This window comes from Phormidesmis sp. 146-12 (genome assembly GCF_052939495.1).
Map to the genome: position 1 here is coordinate 1 of NZ_JBJPHS010000129.1, position 16,006 is coordinate 16,006.

The following is a 16,006-nucleotide window of genomic DNA, read 5'->3' on the forward strand; positions in this document are numbered from 1 at the left end:
GGGGACTTTGAACCTTGGGGTTCCCGCCGCTTTGGGGCAATTCATCCCCTGATTTAGCAGCGCTGATTTGAGAAAAAGATCGGAGAGGCTGCCTCATTCCTCTTTACAGCCAGTCGGGAATGTCGATCGCAGGTAGAGCCGGACTCCACAAATCGCCCTGGATCACATGGCAGCCTTCTTGAAACAAGCTTTCTAGCTGCTCGATCGTCTCCACACCTTCGGCCACGAGTTCGATTTGTAGGGTTTCGGACAGGTCAATCAGGCTCTTGACGATGGCACGCGCTTCAGGAACACCGATTTGTTGGACAAAGGTTTGATCGATTTTGATCTGATCAGGAGCCATTTGCTGAATCAGCGTGAGCGAAGCATAGTCGCTGCCAAAATCATCTAGCGCAATTTTGATGCCCATCTTTTGCAGGCTGCGGATCGTGGCGATCGTCTCCTTAAGATTTTGCACAGGAGTCGTGTTGGTAATCTCTAGCACCAGACACTCTGGCTTTACACCCGTTTCTAACAACACTCGCGTAATCGTCTGCTCAAAATTGACGCTTTCCATCTGCTGAAACGACACATTCACCGCCAGTTTTAGCGAATCAGGACGCAACGCTTGCCACTGCACAAAATCGCTACAGGCCTGCATCAACACCCAGTCCCCTAACGCCCCCATCAAATTAGTCGCCTCAGCAAACGGGATAAACTGCGCGGGAAGCAGTCGCCCCTGTTGAGGATGCTGCCAGCGTACCAGCGCTTCGAGACCCACCATGCGATTAGTGACCACATTGATCTGAGGCTGATATTCAAGCTCAAATTCGGCATTGGTCAGGGCCTGTTGAAACGCCTCCACCTCATCAGGCTGCCTGATCGGTAGGGGCGCGATCGCCGTTTCTGACAGAGACATCTCAGCCACCATCTCACCGGGGTGCGACGAAGGAATCTTTTCTCTAACAGGCGCTTGGATTCGCAACAGCGATCGCTTGACCTGCACCAAAATCGTATCGAGCAGATCCTGAAAGGCGCACGATTTGGTCAGGTATGCATCGACTCCCAGCGCCATACTCTGATTGAGCGTGGTCACACTGTAATCAGGGGCTAAAAAGATAACTGGAATCGCCTCCGTGTCTGGGTTTTGCCGCAAAATCTCCAGCACGTTGTAGCCGTTCATGTCGAGCATCCACAGACTACACAGCACCACACTGGGACGCAGGGCGATCGCTTGAGCAATTCCTACGTAGGCTCCAGCAGCCCAGGTTGACTGAAAGCCATTGATCTTTAGTCGGTCAATCAGGTCTGAAGCAAACAGATCATCGTCGTCGATCAGGAGGAGCATAGGAAATTTCGCAAAAAAATAAGTGGGCAGATGGGTGAGTGCAGCAATTTTAAGCGATCGCAAATCGACAGGGCGCTTTGACTGTCAGCACTTGAGCAAAATAGTGGCGGTAGAGCGCACAACTAGGAACAGCCTGCTGACCTTTGAGGGTGATCAGACCTTTGTCTTCTAGCTTGAGGGCAACGATCGCATCCAGCGTCACCGGAGTCTCAGACAGCACCACCCGCCGCATCGCTTCGAGCAAATCTGTATGAGGTTGGAGGCTTGCCAATTGGCGACGCAGATGGCTGGCAAAAATCCCGTCGTGGGCGACTCCTTGTGGGTAGCTCGACCCAACTGCCTGAGTCAGAGAAGGCAACTGAAGCGCTTGCGCCTGGATCGAATGAAGCGACCACTGCACCAGTTGAGGATGACCCCCCACAAAAGCCATTAACGCTCGTGCTGCGTCGGGGGGGCTTTCATGACCGTAGCGCTGGGCTAAATCTTGAACTTGCTCTTGAGTAAAGCGGGGAAGCTGAAAGGTCAGACTGGCTTCGAGGGGGGCTTGCAGATCGTGAAGTTGGAGGTAGCTCTCTGCCGAGCAGACGATCGTTCGGAGCTTTTTCCAAAGGCGACTGCGCTCATCGCCGTAGTTGGCCAGTTCATACCAGGCGCGCAGCAGACAAAAGAACTGAGTCGCCATGTCGGGGTGACGGTGGAGCACGTCTAGATCGTCGATCGCCAAAATCAATGCATTGTCCACTTCGCTGAGAAGGTAATTTTCAAAGTAGTGGGTGCAGTTATAGCTGGCGCTCATCTGCGGATTCCAGACTTTTTCGACGCGCTGGGGTAGACCTAGGCGATCGGTGACCACCGCACAGAGCCATTGATAAAACCGCTGCGAAGAAAAGACCGTTGCATCCACCAGTCGCAAGCTTAAAATGGCTGTCGTCAATCCTTGAAGTCTTGCCTGATCTAACACTTTGACGACCAGAGAAGTTTTGCCAAACTGCTGAGGCGCTTTGATCTGCAAAAAGGCTCCTGGATAGGTGAGCGCTTCAGAAATTTGCTCTTCGAGGGGAGATCGATAAACATAAAAGTCAGAATTGAGAGGAACCTGCCCCATCAAAGGAATCGTGGGATGATTGGCTGGGCCAGACAGAGAATGGGTGTAGTCTGTAGGGTCGAGCGTCAGCCCAAAGGCTTGAAGGTACTGTTCTAGCGTGTAGCGATCGACCGCAATTTTACGCCCTCTTACTCTGGTCAAGGTATTTTGGCTCAGACCTGTCAGTTCGCTGAGTTCTTGAAGCGTGTAGGGATTATACTGCCGCTCTTTGAGGGTCTGCCGCTCTGCTTCTTGCAGTCGCTCCCAACCTCGGTGACTAAGAATCAGTCCTCTTCTGCGCTTTAAACTCATGACGGTTTCTCTTATAAATGTGGTGAATAAATAAGTGAATAGAGCACGTTAGGACTTAGCTCAGTTTCTAGCTGCTCTGCGACAAGTGGGGCGGTTTCACGGCACTTTAGAGGCAGTTTGTCGCACGGAATTGCAGCAGATTTTGAACTAAATTCACCTGCTTAGAGTATGGGCAAAAGATAAGGAACTTATAAGAATCAACAATAAAAAATCTGCAATTTATTCCTCTCAAAAACGCAAATGACTAATCGTTCAAAAGCTTGATTTAGAACTGATGCACTCGGTTGAGCGTCCCCTTTTGCGGCACCCTGAAGGAACCAGTTTTTTCTTTCTAAATTTCCCTTTAAAGGTCACGAATAATAAGCGCTAAACGAACCGGAGGGATACGTTAAAATCTATACACAAAATATCTCAACCGACAATGAGACAACGTTGCCAAGCGGCTTCTAATTAAGTAGCTAATTGAATGGCTAAAACAATAAATTAGGCAGCGATTAAAATACTATCAACATCAATTCAATGAATCCCTCCGTTTGCCTGCAAATCCGGGAACGACTCTCCAACTTTCCACCCGTGAGGGACTTTAAGCCAAACTGCTGATTTCTGAACTTTGCCAGACTTCTAAACTTTGCCAGAATGTGACACAAAAAAGCGGACAAGTCGATCGACCCATCCGCTGCAATCAAGTAATGGCAAATAATGGCAAAAACTACATCATGCCCATGCCGCCCATACCGCCCATACCGCCCATGCCACCCATGCCGCCCATACCGCCCATGCCGCCCATGTCAGGTGCACCCGCCGCAGGTTTTTTCTCAGGCTTCTCGACGACGAGCGCTTCAGTGGTCAAGACCATGCTGGCGATCGAGGCCGCATCTTGTAGAGCAGACCGCACCACCTTAGCGGGGTCAATAATACCAGAAGCAATCAGGTCTTCGTAGGTATTTGTCAAAGCGTTGTAGCCAACGTTAAAGTCTAATCCGCGAACTTTTTCGACGACGACAGAGCCTTCTACGCCAGCGTTGTCTGCAATTTGTTTGAGCGGTGCTTCGAGCGATCGCTTGACGATATCGGCTCCGATCTTTTCGTCACCTGTTAGCGTTTCCTTAAGTTCTTCGATCTTTTGTTCGAGGTGAATCAGGGTTGTACCACCACCGGGAACAATTCCTTCTTGCACCGCTGCTTTGGTGGCATTCAAGGCATCCTCAATGCGTAGTTTGCGGTTTTTGAGTTCTGTTTCGGTTGCAGCACCGACTTTGATCACGGCAACGCCTCCAGAGAGTTTCGCGATCCGTTCTTGCAGTTTCTCGGTATCGTAATCAGAATCAGTTGCGGCTAATTCTTTACGCAGTTGCTCAATGCGTTTTTTAACGTCTTCCGTGTTGGTTGCGTCAGTGACGATCGTGGTGCTGTCTTTCGTAATCGTTACTTTGCGAGCAGTGCCCAACATATCGAGCGATACGGAATCCAAACTGAGGCCAATATCTTCAGAAATCAGTTGACCATTGGTGAGAACGGCGATGTCTTGCAGCATTGACTTGCGTCTTTCGCCAAACCCAGGCGCTTTGATCGCCGTTACATTCAATACGCCACGCAAACGGTTGACCACCAGCGTTGCCAGCGCTTCTCCTTCGACATCCTCGGCGATAATCAGGAGCGGTTGACCCGATCGAGCCACCTTTTCTAAAACCGGGATCAGATCTTGAATGGAACTAATCTTTTTATCACAGAGTAGAATGACAGCGTTTTCGAGTTCGGCAATCAGCCGCTCAACGTCGGTGACAAAGTAGGGAGAGAGATAGCCGCGATCGATCTGCATCCCTTCGACTAATTCCATCTCGGTGGCGAGTGACTTGGATTCCTCGACTGAGATCACGCCATCACGACCCACTTTTTCCATTGCTTCGGCAATCATCGCGCCCACTTCTTCATCGTTGCCTGAAGAGACGGTTGCAACTTGAGCGATCTCGTTGTTTTCGACGGGCTTGGCGACGGCTTCGATTTCAACCACAATTTTGGCAATGGCTTTTTCGATACCGCGGCGCAGACTCACCGGATTTGCCCCCGCTGCCACGTTTTTCAGACCTTCTCGAATCATCGCTTGAGCGAGCACGGTTGCGGTCGTGGTGCCATCTCCAGCCAAATCCTTGGTTTTGGAAGCCACTTCGCGAATCAGAGAAGCGCCTGCATTTTCGAGCGGGTCTTCGAGTTCGATTTCTTTGGCGATCGTTACGCCGTCATTCACAATCTGAGGCGTGCCAAATTTCTTTTCTAGCAGGACGTTGCGCCCTTTGGGGCCGAGGGTTACCCTTACGGCATCTGCCAGAGCGTTGACCCCTTGTTCGAGCGACTGTCTAGATTCTTCACCAAAGACAATAATTTTTGCCATATTCTTCTCCCAGTTCTCCACCTAGCAATTTAGCACTCTAAGCGATCGACTGCTAAACGAGATCTGGATCGGAAAACCGAATAGGGCAATTTGTCGCCCAACAACCATAGAGAATCTATCTCTGGTGAAGCGTACGTCTCCTATAAAAAACCTGTGGCTCAAGTCGCAAGGGGGGGCATTGCTACAAACTAGTCTTCTCAATTGTCAGGGTAATCGTTGATCAAGAGCGGCGATCGAGATCTTAGAATTCGTATTCCCACTCGCGATCGCGTTCTATAACTTTCCAATTCTCTAAGGCAAACAATCCATATAGGTTTCTACGTCCCAATTGCTGGTTGTGGCTAAGAATCTTTCCCATTCATCACGCTTATACCAGTGGTAGAGAGAATACATTTCTCCTGGCATTGAGGATTTGATCACGTCGTCATCCGCTAAACGATCGAGTGCTTCACCCAGAGACATGGGTAATTTTTTCACTTGCTTTCCGGCTTCCATTGCTTCGTACAAATTTCGCTGCTCAGGCTCACCGGGGTCGAGGTTGCGCTTGATCCCGTCGTCAAAGGCTTTGAGGATTGCCCCCGCCATGAGATAAGGATTGACCATCGAATCGACCGCCCGATATTCAAACCGACCGGGAGCCGACACCCGCAGACCACAGGTACGATTTTGATAGCCCCAATCTGAATAGACGGGTGCCCACAATCCGGTGTCCCACAGCCGACGGTAGGAATTTACCGGAATGGAGGGTTCGGGAACCCCTTCTCCATCCCCACATCTAAAGCTAGGGGCTTTAAGGGTTCCCGAACCCTCCATTCCGGTAATAAATGTATTGAATGCCCAGATCTTTGATCTTAGCTTTGACCTGTTTGACTCGTTCTGCGCGATCGTCGTCTGCGACATACTATTCGAGGTCAGTTAGTGCGGCTCTTGTGAGAATTCCAGTCACGGTCGAACCCCCAAAGATACGTTTTGTTTGTTGTTTAACGTGAATTCGATAAATTTCACTACGGTTGTTAATCCAGGCAGCCCCCTAAATCCCCCACGAGTGAGGGACTTTGACTAGAGATTTCGCTTTAAAGTCCCCCAGATTGGGGTAGGGTTGATTTATTCTAGGGAGAGAAAAGCGAACAGCCGATTCCCTCATTAGTTGCTAAGAACCATCCAAATGAAAGAATCAGGGTTTTGGGTTTCCTTGATTTTCCCTTAATCAGAATGAATCAGCCCTACCCCAGATTGGGGGGTTGGGGGGCAGAAGTACCAAACAACGAAGTGAAAATTCATCAAGCTGGCGTTGTTTAAAGCTTGTTGTGTCTAGTAAATCCAACTCGTCATAACAGGTTTGTATCTGAGAATACGGTTAGCCTAATTTAACGATTTGTTGAATTTGAAAATGGAAACGGTTTCCAGGGAATCCATTCGGCCCATATGTTTGCCATTGTGCCATCTGCGATCGTCGCGTTCAAGCTTTCATTAATCGCTGTGAGTAATTCAGCATTGTCTTTCGTAACTCCGATCCCAAACGGAACCTGTGTCGGAATGGTGAACGCAAGCCGCAAATTGGGATCTTCGTCGGCGGCCACGACTAACACTAATTCATCATCGATCAGGGCATCGATTTGGCGCGATCGCACTGCCTCCAACATCTCTGGTAACACTTTGTCGCTACCGGGATAAGGAATCGTCTGAACGCCCGGAAAGGTTGCTGCTAAAGCAATATTAGTGCTGTCTGCCAGTCCGCCGACTTTTAGACCAGCTAGATCGGATTGAGACTGAATGGAACTGTTCGATCGCACCAAAACCGCTTCGTCAAACAATCCGTAAGGCTGGGTGAAATTGACCCATTGTTGACGTTCTGACGTGATGGCTTGATTGAACCAAACTACGTCATATTTTCCAGCTTGCAGGCTGGTATAAAAATCTTTCATTGCTCGATTGTGCCAGACAGGTTTTAAGCCCAATCGTGTGCAGATCAGCCGCGCTAACTCTGGCTCATAGCCTGCCCGAACGCCACCATTGACATAACTCATCGGACGCGCATCAAAATCGCTGGTAACAATGTGTAGATAACCAGACATAACTGTTGGCAACATCTTAGGTTCCATCCTGACGAATCGAGTGTTGAATTCAGACGCAAATCTCAGGAAACGCTGTCGTTAACGTGAATTCGATGAAGTTTTTTGCTTCGTTGTTCAACGCTTCTGCCCCCCAAGCTGCCCATTCTGGGGAACTTTTAGATCAGTTTTTTGGTTCAAAGTCCCTCACTCGTGGGAGATTTAGGGGGCTGCCCAGATTAATCACCGTAGCGAAAGATTTCATCGAATTCACGCTGTCGTTAACGGTTCTTAAATACTAAAAACTTGATCAACTCGTAGCTCAAAATACACTTTTTCAAGCCAGCAAACTTACTATAACAAGTTAATACTTACCTCAAATCATTTAACTTAGCAGGTTTAACTTAGCAAGGGTGAATCATGACTTATCAGCCGATTCAACTGACTGACGTTCAGATTCAACAGTTTCAAGAAGATGGGTTTTTGATTGTCGAAAATTTCTTGCCGATCGACTTCTCAAATCGCCTGGTCGATCGCATGGAGCCTTTGTTTCACGGTCAGTTTGAGACGGGGATTTATCCAGATGAATGGCACTGGCGACCGGGGTTGAGCCTGCCCGATGTGACGCGAGAAATCTGTAACGGTTGGAAATGTGACCTGACGATCGCCAGCCTCGTTCTCTCTGCCGAAATCGGTCGTTTGACGGCCACACTGGCAGGCTGGGAAGGCGCACGCATCGGTCAAGACAGCCTGTGGATGAAGCCGCCTGGAGCCAAAGAAATCGCCATGCATCAGGACGGAGCCTATATTGACTATCTCGATCCGCCTGCAATGATGACCTGTTGGATCGCCCTCAACGATGCCACCGCTGCCGACGGGACGCTGATCTACGCCAAAGGCTCTCACCAATGGAATTTGGTCAATGTCGAAGGCGAATTTCACGCCCCCAAGAAGGATTATCGTTGGGCAATGCTACAAGCCGCCGAGCAAGCAGGCGTAACCGAACCCGAACTCGTTTTGGTCGAAGTGCCCGCCGGAGGTTGTGCCTTTCATCATGGACGAACGTGGCACGGACTATGCAAAACGACGCGCACAGAAGGCACCTTTCACAGCATTGGGCTGCACACGATTCCCTCTAGCGCTCAGTTTCACACCACCAACAAGCCGGGCTACATTTACGGACGCTACAAGCGAGTCGGCGATCGCTCAATGGATGAAAGCTTTTTCCCCATCTTATGGACAAAAAACGGAGGACGATCGACCTTCCTAGCCGACTATTGCGAAGATGGATTGTTGTCGCGTTCCTATTCAGTGGTTTAGTCGATTGTTTAACCCAAATTCAACAAAATCTTTTGCTGCGGTTGCAAATTCGGGAGAGCAAGCTAAATCCCCCACGAGTGAGGGACTTTGAACCAAAAAACTGATCTAAAAGTCCCCTAGAATGGGGGGCTGGGGCGATCGCTACCTGACCCCAGAAGAACAAGCTGAACAGCTTCAAGAAAAAACAAAACGACTCGCCGATCGCCTGCGTGAATTGGGCGAAGACCCCGATCAGATTTGAGTGAGCGATCGCAGAGCGATACAATGATGAGGCTTTTTTGATGAAGCTTTATCACCATGTCGGTTGGACAAAAACTCTACGAAGGCAAAGCCAAGATCCTCTACACCACAGAAGATCCAGCCATTCTTTTGACTTATTTTAAAGACGACGCGACGGCATTTAACGCCCAAAAAAAAGGCAGCATCGTCGGCAAAGGAGAAATCAACTGCGCCATTTCTGCCCATCTTTTTAATCTGATGGAATCCAACGGCGTGCCCACACATTTTATCGATCGCCCCAAACCCAATGAAATGCGGGTCAAATCGGTCAAAATCATCCCCTTAGAAGTTGTCGTCAGGAACATTGCAGCCGGGAGTCTCTGTCTACAAACAGGTCTAGAACTAGGCACAATCCTCAAACAACCTTTGGTGGAGTTTTATTACAAAAATGATCAACTGGGTGATCCTCTACTAACTCACGATCGGCTGAAACTGCTTGATCTGGCCACCGATGATCAGGTGGATCAACTAATCAAGATGGCAACGCGGATCAATGACCTGCTTTCAGACTTTTTTCAGCAGTGTGACATTACATTGGTGGACTTTAAGCTAGAGTTTGGCGTTGATGCTGACGAGCAAATCTTATTAGCAGACGAAATCAGCCCTGACACCTGCCGCCTGTGGAACCAAAACGAAACCGACCCCGATCGCCGCGTCATGGACAAAGACCGTTTTCGTCGCGACCTGGGCAACGTGGAGGAAGGCTATCGGCAAGTGTTGGAACGAGTTTTGAGAAGGGATGAAGGATGAAAGGAGCAGTTGAATTCAGATTTAGATCTTGAATGATTTCAGGCTTAACTCTGAATTTAAACTCTTGTTTTTTCATCCCTCATCCCTCCTCGCGAAGCGGAACAAAGTTCTCCTTCATCCCTGCTCCAAGTTGCGGTAAAATTTCACGGTTTGAAGGTTTGTAACCGCTTCTTGATATTGTGAATAGAGTCTGCCCTGTGCAAGACCTGGTGTGAGACGTGCCAAACAACGAGAACAAAATGCGTTTATCTCCCGTTTTGATGGCAGCTTTTGCGGCTGTTACTACTGTCAGTTGGTCAAATTCGGCGCAAGCTAAAACTCCTGGTGCTGTCAGCAAACCAGAAGCAAGTCGCGCTCAAATCGTAGATGCAAACGTCGTCGATGTTTTTAGTGGCACTTCGATCGCACCTACCCCTCGATCGACCTCAGATGTCGTGGTCAAGACCATCAGTGCGCCTGAAACAGCGCTTCCAGAGCCGCTCAAAATTAAGCCTTTCCAGAAGGGGGTTGAGAAAGTTGCTCAAGGGGTCGGCGAAGATCAAGGAACCCCCAATCGGATTCAGATCAACACCTCTCCGACTCCAACGGTTCCTTCGACCAGTCCTCCACCCACGACTCCGGTTCCAGATCAGCCTTCCACACCAGAGAATGCGGCTCCCGGTACTCAGCCCACTACGCCAGAGAACGTGACTCCGGGCACTACGCCCACCACGCCAGAAAATGCAACTCCCGGTACTACGCCCACTACGCCAGAAAATGCAACTCCGGGCACTACGCCTCCGATCGCTCCCTTTGGCACGCCCACTCAACCTGCGGCCCCCGGCACTCCCGGCGCTCCACCCACCACGCCTCCCGAATCTGCGGAACCCGAACCCAGAGTATTAGTCGGTGAAGTTGTAGTCACCGGAGCCGAAGGCGCGACCATCACACCAGAACTTCAGGATGAGGTGTATCGAGCCATTCGCACCACACCAGGACGGACGACGACGCGATCGCAGCTTCAAGAAGACATCAATGCCGTCTTTGCCACGGGCTTTTTCTCCAATGTAAGAGCGACACCAGAAGACACGCCTGTTGGCGTAAGAGTCACCTTTGAAGTGCAGCCCAACCCAGTTTTAAAATCGGTGCAGCTTGAAGGGGCGAAAGTAGTTCCAGCAAATGTGGTCAACGATATTTTTAGCCCCCAGTACGGCACAACGTTGAATCTGCGCCAGCTTCAGACGGGCATTCAAGCGCTCAATAAGTGGTATCAAGACAACGGATTTGTTTTGGCCCAGGTCGTAGACGTTCCTAAAGTCAATCCCGATGGAACGGTGACGCTGCAAATTGCCGAGGGCGTGGTCGAAAACTTGCAGGTGCGATTTATCAACAAGCAGGGCGAAGACAAAGACGCTAAGGGCAACGTGATTCGGGGACGGACTCGTGACTTTATCATCACCCGCGAATTTGAACTCAAACCAGGCGATGTCTTTAACCGCAAAATCGCCGAACAGGATCTACAACGCGCCTTTGGGTTGGGCATTTTTGACGACATCAGACTGTCTCTTAGCCCTGGGCAAGATCCGCGTCAAGTCGTCGTCGTTGTCAACGTGGCCGAAAAAAATACGGGCAACGTCGGACTGGCAGGGGGCTTTAGTTCCGCAAGTGGCTTGTTTGGCAGCGTCAGCTATCAGCAGCAAAACGTGGGCGGCAACAACCAGAAATTTAACGCAGAAGTGCAGATTGGTCAGCGGGATCAACTGTTTGACTTGAGCTTCACCGATCCGTGGATTGCCAACGATCCCTATCGGACTTCCTACACCTTCAGTTTGTTTCGCCGCCAAACGATTTCGCTCGTCTTTGATGGGGGCGACCCAGAAGTTGATTTGCCCAATGGCGATCGTCCTCGCATTCTCCGAACGGGTGGCGGGCTAACTTTCACACGGCCGCTGTCCAAAACGCCCTTTAAGCGATCGGAATGGACGGCTTCTCTCGGTTTGCAATACCAACGGGTTTCTGTGCGCGATCAAGACGGCGAACTCAGCCCCAGAGATGCATTGGGCAATCTGTTAACGTTTAGTGACAGTGGCAAAGATGATCTGCTGACAGCAAGACTGGGCTTTGTGCGCGATCGTCGCAACAACTTTTTGACTCCAACCAGTGGCTCGGTTTTGAGCTTTAGCACTGAGCAGTCAGCCCCCCTGGGATCGGGCAGCATCTTCTTCAATAGACTGCGCGCCAACTATAGCTTCTACGTTCCGGTACGGTTTACTCGCCTGACTCCGGGCTGTCGAGACAATCAGCGTCTGAGAATTGGCGAAAAACCTCCGACAGAGGGCTGTCCTCAAGCGTTGGCCTTCAATGTTCAGGGCGGCACGGTTTTGGGCGATTTGCCTCCCTACGAAGCCTTTCCGCTGGGCGGCACCAACTCAGTTCGCGGCTATGACGAGGGCGAAGTGGGTAGTGGTCGCAGCTACATTCAAGCCACCGCAGAATATCGATTCCCCATTTTCTCGATCATCTCAGGCGCTTTGTTTGTGGATGCTGCCAGCGACTTGGGGACAGGCCAAAATGTACCTGGCGACCCCGCAGGTGTGAGAGATAAACCTGGCTTTGGGTTTGGGTATGGCGTGGGTGTTCGGGTGCAGACCGGATTTTTGGGCGCAATTCGGATCGACTTTGGTCTAAACGATCAGGGAGGCAACAACATCCGCTTTGGGTTTGGAGAACGGTTCTAATGGAAGCAAGCCAGTCAGGGGCATCGACACAGATCGGATCAGCAACAGCAACTTTAGCAACGGAAGTGACTCGATCGGGCATCGGTCTGCATACCGGAACCGTGACTCAAGTGCGAATTTTGCCGTCTGACCCAGAAACCGGACGCTATTTTGTGCGAGTCGATCTGCCCCATGCGCCCAAAATTCCCGCTGAGGTTGGAGCAGTTCGGCAAACGCTGCTTTCAACCGAACTGGTGAATGGCGATGTCAGCGTCCGGACGGTCGAACATCTGCTGGCAGCCCTGGCCGGAATGGGCGTTAACAATGCGCGAATTGAGGTCGATGGGCCAGAATTGCCCCTGCTCGATGGGTCGGCTCAAGAATGGGTGGCGGCGATCGTGCAAGCGGGACTCCTTCCCCAACCCAAACGGGTGACAGTTCCGCTTTTAGAACCGATTTATGTGCGTCAGGAAGATGCGTTTGTGGCGGCGATTCCGTCTCCCGAACTGCGCTTTACCTATGGGATTGACTTTGAGTTGGCGGCGATCGGCAACCAGTGGCACAGTTGGAACCCTGCTAAAGAATCGTTTGCCACCGACATTGCCCCCGCCCGGACGTTTGGACTCGCGCATCAGATCGACCACCTCCGCGCCAATGGCTTAATTAAAGGAGGCAGCTTAGAAAATGCTCTAGTCTGTGGGGAAGACGGCTGGATCAATCCCCCCTTGAGATTTTCTAATGAGCCAGTGCGCCATAAGCTTTTAGACTTAATAGGAGACTTGAGCTTGTTGGGTCACTTTCCCACCGCTCACTTTTTGGCTTACAAAGCCAGCCATCGTCTTCATGCTCAACTGGTTCAGCAATTAGTCAAAACTGACCCATAACCACCCTTTTATCCCACAGCTCATATGTCAACGCTGACCGATTCCAATTTAGAAAGTGTCGCTCCTCCGCTAGAAACCCTCGACCACACCCAGCCCGAACCGACTAAAAAAACATTCACGTTAGAAGAAATTCACAGCCTATTGCCGCATCGCTATCCCTTTGCGCTGGTCGATCGCATCATCGATTATGTGCCGGGTAAGCGGGCGATCGGTCTCAAAAATGTCACCTTTAATGAGCCGCACTTTCAAGGACACTTTCCGGGCAGACCGATCATGCCAGGGGTGTTGATTGTCGAAGCAATGGCCCAGGTGGGAGGCGTTGTCTTGACTCAAATGGCTGACACTCAGGAGGGGCTATTTATGTTTGCAGGCATTGATGGCGTGCGCTTTCGGCGGCCCGTCGTGCCGGGGGATCAGTTAGTGATGACGGTGGAACTGTTGTCGGTCAAAGGTCGTCGATTTGGTAAGATGCGCGGTCGGGCTGAGGTCGATGGTCAGTTGGCGTGCGAAGGCGATTTGATGTTTGCATTAGTTTAATAATGAGTTTTGAGTTTTGAGTTTTAAGTTTTGAGCGATAAGCTCACACACAACTTTGTCAACTCACTGCTCATCCCTCCTCCCTCCTCGCGAAGCGGAACACAGTTCTCCCTCATCCCTTTTATATGGCGACTCTGATTCATCCGACGGCGGTTATACATCCTGGTGCTGAGATCCATCCCACTGTGCAAATTGGAGCCTACGCTGTCATCGGAGAAAAGGTGAAGGTGGGAGCGGGGAGTATTATCAGTCACCATGTTGTGTTGGACGGATGGACAGAGATTGGAGAGCGAAATCATCTATTTCCGGGGGCGGTGATTGGCTCTGAGCCTCAAGATCTTAAATATGATGGGTCGCTAAGTCTGGTCAAGATTGGCAATGACAACCACATTCGAGAATTTGCAACCATTCATCGGGCGACTCGTGCGGGTGAAATGACGCAGATTGGCAACGGTAATTTGTTGATGGCGTATACCCATGTGGGGCACAACTGCTTAATTGAAGATCAGGTGATCATCTCAAACGCGGTCGCCCTGGCGGGGCACGTTCACATCGAGTCAAAAGCCAGAATTAGCGGGGTGTTGGGGGTGCATCAGTTTGTCCACATTGGCCGACACTCAATGGTTGGGGGCATGAGTCGCATCGATCGTGACGTTCCCCCTTTTATGACGGTCGAGGGCAACCCTTCACGAGTGCGATCGCTTAATCAAATTGGGCTGGAGCGATCGGGCTTTGAGCCTGGTCAACTGCAACTGATCAAAAAAGCATTTAGAATTATTTATCGGTCTGGACTGACGCTAGATGCCGCTCTGGAGCAGTTGGATCTGCTGTCTGACAGCCCCCATGTTCAACATTTGCGCCAGTTTATTCGCCTCTCGCTGATGCCCGGAAGAAGAGGGCTGACACCGGGGAGAAAAGCAGGGATGAGGGATGAGGGATGAGGGATGAAAGGTTGGAGATGGGAAAGTCGGGGAGCAGGGGAGCGTCGGAGCCGATTCAAAACTTAAGTGTCAAAACTCATCGGTCGAAGCTGCGAATTTTTATTAGCACCGGGGAAGTTTCTGGTGATTTGCAGGGGGCCTTGTTGATCGAGGCGTTGCAGAAGCGGGCTGAGGCGATCGACCTGGCGTTAGAAATTTTGGCGCTGGGGGGCGATCGTATGGCTGAGGCGGGAGCGACGCTGTTGGGGCATACGAGTACGATCGGGTCGGTTGGCATTCTTGAATCGGTGCCTTATGTGTTGCCGACGCTGCGGGTTCAACGTCAGGCCAAGCAATATCTTCAGCAAAATCCCCCGGATCTGGTCGTCTTGATTGACTACATGGGGCCAAACGTGGCGTTTTGCAGCTACCTGCATAAGAATATGCCAGAGGTGCCCGTCGTCTTTTTTATTGCGCCGCAGGAATGGGTGTGGTCGCTCAATTCGTTCAATACCGATCGCATCATCGAAGCCACTCAAAAAATCCTCGCAATTTTTCCCGCAGAGGCGGACTATTATCGGCGCAAAGGCGGACGGGTTTCGCTCGTGGGTCATCCTCTGGTGGATCGGGTGCAAGCGGCTCCCAGTCGAGACAGTGCGCGATCGGCGTTGGGCATTCCTGCCGATCAAACGGCGATCGTTCTCTTACCTGCGTCTCGTCAACAAGAGTTGAAATATTTGATGCCTGTGATGTTTGAGGCGGCGAGACAGATTCAAAACCAGCGATCGGACGTGCATTTCTGGATTCCGTTAGCGCTAGAGAAATATCGAGCCGCGATCGTTCAGGCCATCCAAACATACGGACTTCGCGCCACGCTGCTAGAAAGTAACAAAGGACAGACGACCTTGCAGGCGATCGCCGCCGCCGATCTGGCCATTACCAAATCAGGAACCGTCAACCTCGAAATGGCGTTGCTCAACGTGCCGCAGGTGGTGATTTATCGCGTCAATCCGATCACTGCTTGGATTGCTCAATACGTTCTCAAAGTTTCGATTCCCTTTATGTCACCGCCCAATCTCGTTGAGATGAAACCCGTCGTTCCCGAATTTTTGCAACATCACGCCACGGTTGAGAATATTGTCCAAACCTCGATCGACTTACTCAAGCCAGAAAACCGCCAGAAGATGCTTACTGCCTATCAAGAAATGCAGACCGCGATCGGTCAAGCAGGGGTGTGCGATCGCGCAGCAGACGAAATTCTAAAACTGGTGGTCTAACAGGACGTGAATTCGATGAAATCTTTCGCTGCGGTTGTGAATCCAGGCAGCCCCCTAAATCCCCCACGAGTGAGGGACTTTGAACCCAAGATCTTGTCTGAAAGTCCCCCAATTTTGGGGGGTTGGGGGGCAGAAGCGCTGAAGAACGAAGCAAAAAAACCTCATCGAATTCACGTTAAC

General features: G+C 50.8%; 12 protein-coding genes. 7 read left to right on the top strand and 5 right to left on the bottom strand.

Going from position 1 to position 16,006, the window contains the following annotated elements; translation table 11 throughout:
* Positions 1 to 103 precede the first annotated feature (103 nt).
* The 5 genes from ACKFKF_RS30435 to ACKFKF_RS30455 form a co-directional block, all read right to left on the bottom strand.
* Positions 104 to 1,327 (bottom strand): EAL domain-containing protein, encoded by a 1,224-nt coding sequence (locus tag ACKFKF_RS30435; protein ID WP_446871121.1) that lies wholly within the window; start codon positions 1,325 to 1,327, stop codon positions 104 to 106.
* Positions 1,328 to 1,376: 49 nt separating this feature from the next.
* Positions 1,377 to 2,723 carry an AAA-like domain-containing protein gene (locus tag ACKFKF_RS30440; RefSeq protein ID WP_446871122.1) on the bottom strand — a complete coding sequence of 449 codons (1,347 nt, stop codon included), beginning with the start codon at positions 2,721 to 2,723 and terminating at the stop codon, positions 1,377 to 1,379.
* 709 nt (positions 2,724 to 3,432) lie between these two features.
* Positions 3,433 to 5,112 (bottom strand): chaperonin GroEL, encoded by a 1,680-nt coding sequence (gene groL / locus ACKFKF_RS30445; RefSeq protein ID WP_446859209.1) that lies wholly within the window; start codon positions 5,110 to 5,112, stop codon positions 3,433 to 3,435.
* A gap of 291 nt (positions 5,113 to 5,403) precedes the next feature.
* Positions 5,404 to 5,925, bottom strand: coding sequence for a hypothetical protein (locus ACKFKF_RS30450; RefSeq protein WP_446871123.1), 522 nt, complete (start codon positions 5,923 to 5,925; stop codon positions 5,404 to 5,406).
* A 554-nt stretch (positions 5,926 to 6,479) separates the two neighbouring features.
* A complete protein-coding gene (locus ACKFKF_RS30455; protein WP_446871124.1) occupies positions 6,480 to 7,202 on the bottom strand; it encodes a substrate-binding periplasmic protein in 723 nt (240 codons plus the stop codon).
* 381 nt (positions 7,203 to 7,583) lie between these two features.
* Here ACKFKF_RS30455 and ACKFKF_RS30460 point away from each other — a divergent pair, with 381 nt between their 5' ends.
* The 7 genes from ACKFKF_RS30460 to lpxB all read left to right on the top strand — a co-directional run bounded on the left by ACKFKF_RS30460 (position 7,584) and on the right by lpxB (position 15,826).
* Positions 7,584 to 8,483: a phytanoyl-CoA dioxygenase family protein gene (locus ACKFKF_RS30460; protein ID WP_446871125.1), complete on the top strand. Its 900-nt coding sequence runs from the start codon at positions 7,584 to 7,586 to the stop codon at positions 8,481 to 8,483.
* A 297-nt stretch (positions 8,484 to 8,780) separates the two neighbouring features.
* Entirely contained in the window at positions 8,781 to 9,512 is a 732-nt protein-coding gene (gene purC, locus ACKFKF_RS30465) for a phosphoribosylaminoimidazolesuccinocarboxamide synthase (RefSeq protein ID WP_446859204.1), read from the top strand.
* A gap of 239 nt (positions 9,513 to 9,751) precedes the next feature.
* Positions 9,752 to 12,229, top strand: coding sequence for a BamA/TamA family outer membrane protein (locus tag ACKFKF_RS30470; RefSeq protein ID WP_446871126.1), 2,478 nt, complete (start codon positions 9,752 to 9,754; stop codon positions 12,227 to 12,229).
* On the top strand, positions 12,229 to 13,092 hold the full coding sequence (gene lpxC / locus ACKFKF_RS30475) for a UDP-3-O-acyl-N-acetylglucosamine deacetylase (protein WP_446871127.1): 864 nt from the start codon (positions 12,229 to 12,231) through the stop codon (positions 13,090 to 13,092). Before ACKFKF_RS30470 ends, lpxC begins: the two co-directional genes overlap by 1 nt.
* A 24-nt stretch (positions 13,093 to 13,116) precedes the next feature.
* Positions 13,117 to 13,629 carry a 3-hydroxyacyl-ACP dehydratase FabZ gene (gene fabZ, locus ACKFKF_RS30480; protein WP_446859201.1) on the top strand — a complete coding sequence of 171 codons (513 nt, stop codon included), beginning with the start codon at positions 13,117 to 13,119 and terminating at the stop codon, positions 13,627 to 13,629.
* 125 nt (positions 13,630 to 13,754) lie between these two features.
* Positions 13,755 to 14,570 carry an acyl-ACP--UDP-N-acetylglucosamine O-acyltransferase gene (gene lpxA / locus ACKFKF_RS30485; protein WP_446859200.1) on the top strand — a complete coding sequence of 272 codons (816 nt, stop codon included), beginning with the start codon at positions 13,755 to 13,757 and terminating at the stop codon, positions 14,568 to 14,570.
* A complete protein-coding gene (lpxB, locus tag ACKFKF_RS30490; RefSeq protein ID WP_446871128.1) occupies positions 14,567 to 15,826 on the top strand; it encodes a lipid-A-disaccharide synthase in 1,260 nt (419 codons plus the stop codon). The genes lpxA and lpxB overlap by 4 nt, the downstream gene beginning before the upstream one ends.
* Positions 15,827 to 16,006 lie beyond the last annotated feature (180 nt).